The sequence below is a fragment of the Mesorhizobium sp. M2A.F.Ca.ET.067.02.1.1 genome, from assembly GCF_004023285.1.
Classification (GTDB): domain Bacteria; phylum Pseudomonadota; class Alphaproteobacteria; order Rhizobiales; family Rhizobiaceae; genus Mesorhizobium.
Map to the genome: position 1 here is coordinate 1 of NZ_RZSB01000607.1, position 3,697 is coordinate 3,697.

Annotated in this window: 3 protein-coding genes; 2 read left to right on the forward strand and 1 reads right to left on the reverse strand. The window is 59.5% G+C overall.

The genetic code is table 11. The features are described from left to right. Positions 1-1,262 (reverse strand): adenylate/guanylate cyclase domain-containing protein (locus EOA28_RS28505; RefSeq protein ID WP_128315521.1); only part of this gene is annotated, 1,262 nt, incomplete at its 3' end. Between the two features lie 308 nt (positions 1,263-1,570). On the opposite strand from EOA28_RS28505, the gene EOA28_RS28510 reads away from it, so the two are divergent. Continuing rightward, positions 1,571-3,337: an adenylate/guanylate cyclase domain-containing protein gene (locus EOA28_RS28510; RefSeq protein WP_126081500.1), complete on the forward strand. Its 1,767-nt coding sequence runs from the start codon at positions 1,571-1,573 to the stop codon at positions 3,335-3,337. A gap of 110 nt (positions 3,338-3,447) precedes the next feature. Beyond that, a partial coding sequence (locus EOA28_RS28515) for a 2-dehydropantoate 2-reductase (protein WP_245501613.1) occupies positions 3,448-3,697 on the forward strand: 250 nt, incomplete at its 3' end.

Consider the following 3,697-nt stretch of genomic DNA (forward strand, 5'->3'; position numbering starts at 1 on the left):
GTCCCGCCGAGTGAGAGCGCAACCGCGTCATCCCTGCCCAAATCCACTGCCTTCAGAGCCAGGCGTTCTGTTTCGACGGTTTCCTGCTCACGGTCGGCCATCCAGTCGTTCGCCTTGCGCATGACAGCACAGAACGCGGCCATGCCGTATGCCGAGGCGAATTCAGGGTCGAGTTCGATGGCCTTGTAAAACAACTGAAGGGCGTTTGCGGTGGATTCCCTGGTCAATTGGTGGAGGCTTGCTATCCCGCGCAGATAGTAGTCGTAAGCGTCAAGGTGTTCGGTCGGCTTGCGCTTGGCCCGCTCGATCTCTGCCTGTTCCAGCTTCGGAGCGATCGCTCCGACGACGCTCCGGGTCACTTCCTCCTGCAGATCAAAAACATCCTCCAGCCCGCCGTCGAAACGGTCGGCCCATAGATGTGCTCCCGTTGTCGCGTCGATAAGCTGACCGGTGATGCGAACCCTGCTCGCCGCCTTGCGGACGCTCCCTTCAAGCACGTAGCGCACACCAAGCTCGCGTCCGACCTGCTTGATGTCCACGGCCCGGCCCTTGTAGGTAAAGCTCGAGTTGCGCGCGATGACGAACAGCCAGCGCGTGCGGGAAAGCGCGGTGATGATCTCCTCGACCATGCCGTCAGCGAAGTAGCCCTGCTCGGGGTCGCCACTCATGTTGTCGAATGGCAAGACCGCGATGGACGGTTTTTCGGGAAGCGCCAGCATATCCTTTGTGGAGAATACCGAAGTGGGTTTCGCTCGACTGACCCGATAGGCGCGCACCGCTTCCACGATGTTGTGGACCTGATGGCTACCGAGATCGGTGTAGCTGTAGTCTAGTTTGCCTTTGACCTGCTCGTAGACGTTGCGCGCGACGCAGATGCCGCCAGGTTCTGCAAGCTTCTCGAGCCGCGCGGCGATGTTCACGCCATCACCGTAGATCGTATCGTCCTGCGCGATCACGTCGCCCAAATTCACACCCATGCGGAAAGTCATGCGCTTGTCTTCGGGCAAACTTGCATTGTGAGCGGCCAATCCCTCCTGGGCTTCGACCGCACACTGCACCGCGTGGACCGCGCTGGCGAATTCGACAAGAAGGCTGTCACCAGCCGAACCGACGATCCGTCCGCGCGACTCTTTGATCTTGGGCTCGATAACTTCGGCGCGAAGCCTCTTCAGATGCGCAAGCGTGCCAGCCTCGTCGGCTCCCATGAGACGGCTGTAGCCGACGACGTCGGCTGCAAGGATTGCGGCAAGGCGTCGCTCCATGCTTGTGTCCCGGCTCTCCCATAGATCGCTCCGACTGGCGAGCGTAGTCTAGTCCTACCTCCAATGCGAGCGTGCAGTGCCGGCGCCAATAACCGGCGACCTCGCTAGAGGTCGCGTTTAGCCAGAGAGCCGCCGTTACGTATAGACGATCGGCATACTTGTCACTCAGGCAGCCCGGCCTTGCCCTCCTGGAAGGACACATCGCCGTTTGTGTCGCAGTTCAGACCCGAAGCGGCCCCAGGCGGAACGGATCTAAATGCAGCGGCCCTCCTGAGTCTGTGCTATGTCGGATAGGGAAGGAGGGGCAAATGAGCGAGACCCGCAAGCTTGCGGCAATCCTGGCCGCCGATGTCGTGGGATACAGCCGACTGGCTGGCGTGGACGAAGATCGGACTCTCGCGCGCCTGCGGGCGCTCCGCAGCGATCTGGTTGATCCTACCATCGCGGTACACATCGGACGCGTGGTGAAACGCACCGGTGACGGAGCCCTTGTCGAGTTCCGTAGCGTGGTCGATGCCGTCCGATGCGCTATCGAAGTGCAGAATGCCATGCTTGAACGAAATGCCGGAGTGCCGCCTGATCGACGTATCGAGTTCCGGATCGGCATCCATATCGGCGACATAGTCGAGGAGAGCGACGGTGACCTAATGGGCGACGGTGTTAACATTGCTGCTCGCCTGGAAAGCATTGCGGAACCAAGTGAGATTTACCTGTCAGGTGCGGCATATGAGCAGGTGCGCGACAAGCTGAAGGAAGAATTCGAGGATCTCGGCGACAAAGAACTCAAAAACATTGCACGGCCGGTGCGAGTCTATCGCGTGGCCTTCGACCGTCACATCGCAAGCGTGTCGACAGTGCCCGATCTGTCCGGCGGAAGACTGGCGCCGCCCGACAAGCCGTCGATCGCCGTCCTGCCCTTCCAGAACATGAGCGGCGACCCCGAACAGGAATACTTTGGCGACGGGATCGCGGAGGACATCATTACCGCCTTATCCAAGCTGCGGGGCTTCTTCGTTATCGCGCGCAATTCGTCCTTCGCGTACAAAGGCAAGGCGCCAGATATCCGTCAGGTCACGCGCGAGCTTGGTGTTCGCTATGTACTGGAAGGCAGCGTTCGCAAGGCGGGTGAGCGACTGCGGGTAACTGGCCAGCTTATTGACGCGGCCAGCGGCAATCACATCTGGGCAGAGCGCTACGACCGCCCCGCCTCTGATATTTTCGCAGTGCAGGATGAGATCACTCACAGCGTTGTCGCAGCGATAGAGCCGCAGATTTACGCAGCTGAACGCCTTCGCCTTCAAAGTAAGGCGCCTGAGAGTCTCGATGCGTGGGGCTGCGTCGTGCGAGCAATGCCTTATATCTGGACATGGGTTATTCAAGACGAGGACACTGGCATCAACCTCCTGAAGCGAGCTATTGAGCTTGATCCCCACTACGCTCGCGCCCGCAGCCTGCTCGCGTGGGCCTTCGCCACCCGTGTAATTTCCGGCAATTTGGAGTTTGAGCAAGGCATATCAAGTGCCCTCGCGCTTGCCCAAGGTGCGATAGACCTCGATCCCGACGACGCATGGGCCCATTTCGCGGCAGGTTACATATCAGCGTTTTCGAGACGATTTGGGCCGGCGGTGGAGGAACTGAACGAGGCACTGCAGCGTAACCCGAACTTTGCATTCGTCCACATAATCTTGGGGGTAGCCTACGGCTATGCGGGGCTTGCTGAAGATGGCCTCCGCCAGCTCGAAATCGCACGACGACTGAGTCCCCTTGATCAAACCCAAGCAGCGAATCTTTCGGTGGAGGGTCTTTGCCATCTGGTCGCCGGCCGTTACGCCGAAGCGGTAAGAGCTGAACGTCGGGCTGTACTGATGAGACCAAACTTTGGAACCGCTTGGCGCACACTCACAGCAGCCGCAGGACTGGCCGGTGATCTGGAAATCGCACGTCAAGGACTCGTCGAATGCAAACGGCTACAGCCGAATCTCAGCATCGATTGGGTCGAAAAATACCACCCACTGATACGATCACAGGACCGTGCCAGATATATCGAAGGCCTACGACGCGCAGGCCTGGAATAATGACCTGTGAACTGGTTCGTCACTGAAGAAGCTGCTAATATTCGTTCGGCTCACCAATTGGTCCGCAACGCTTGGCGGGTTGATGGCGACAGCTGACGTCGAGGGACGGCATGCGGATCGCAATGATGGGAGCGGGCGGCATCGGCGGATATATTGGCGCCAGGCTGGCCCAGGCAGGGGGCGACGTGAGCTTCATTGCTCGCGGAGCGCACCTCGCGGCAATGCTCCAGACTGGTCTGAAAATCCAGAGCGACCTCGGCAGCTTTGTTCTTGCGCCTGTGACCGCGAGCGAAGCGGCGGTTCATATCGGTCCCGTCGATTTGGTGATCTTTGCAGTGAAGCTCTACGACAGCGAGGATG

Coding starts and splice junctions, on each gene's coding strand:
- EOA28_RS28510 (WP_126081500.1), top strand. CDS start 1,571: ATGAGCGAGACCCGCAAGCTTGCGGCAATCCTGGCCGCCGATGTCGTG.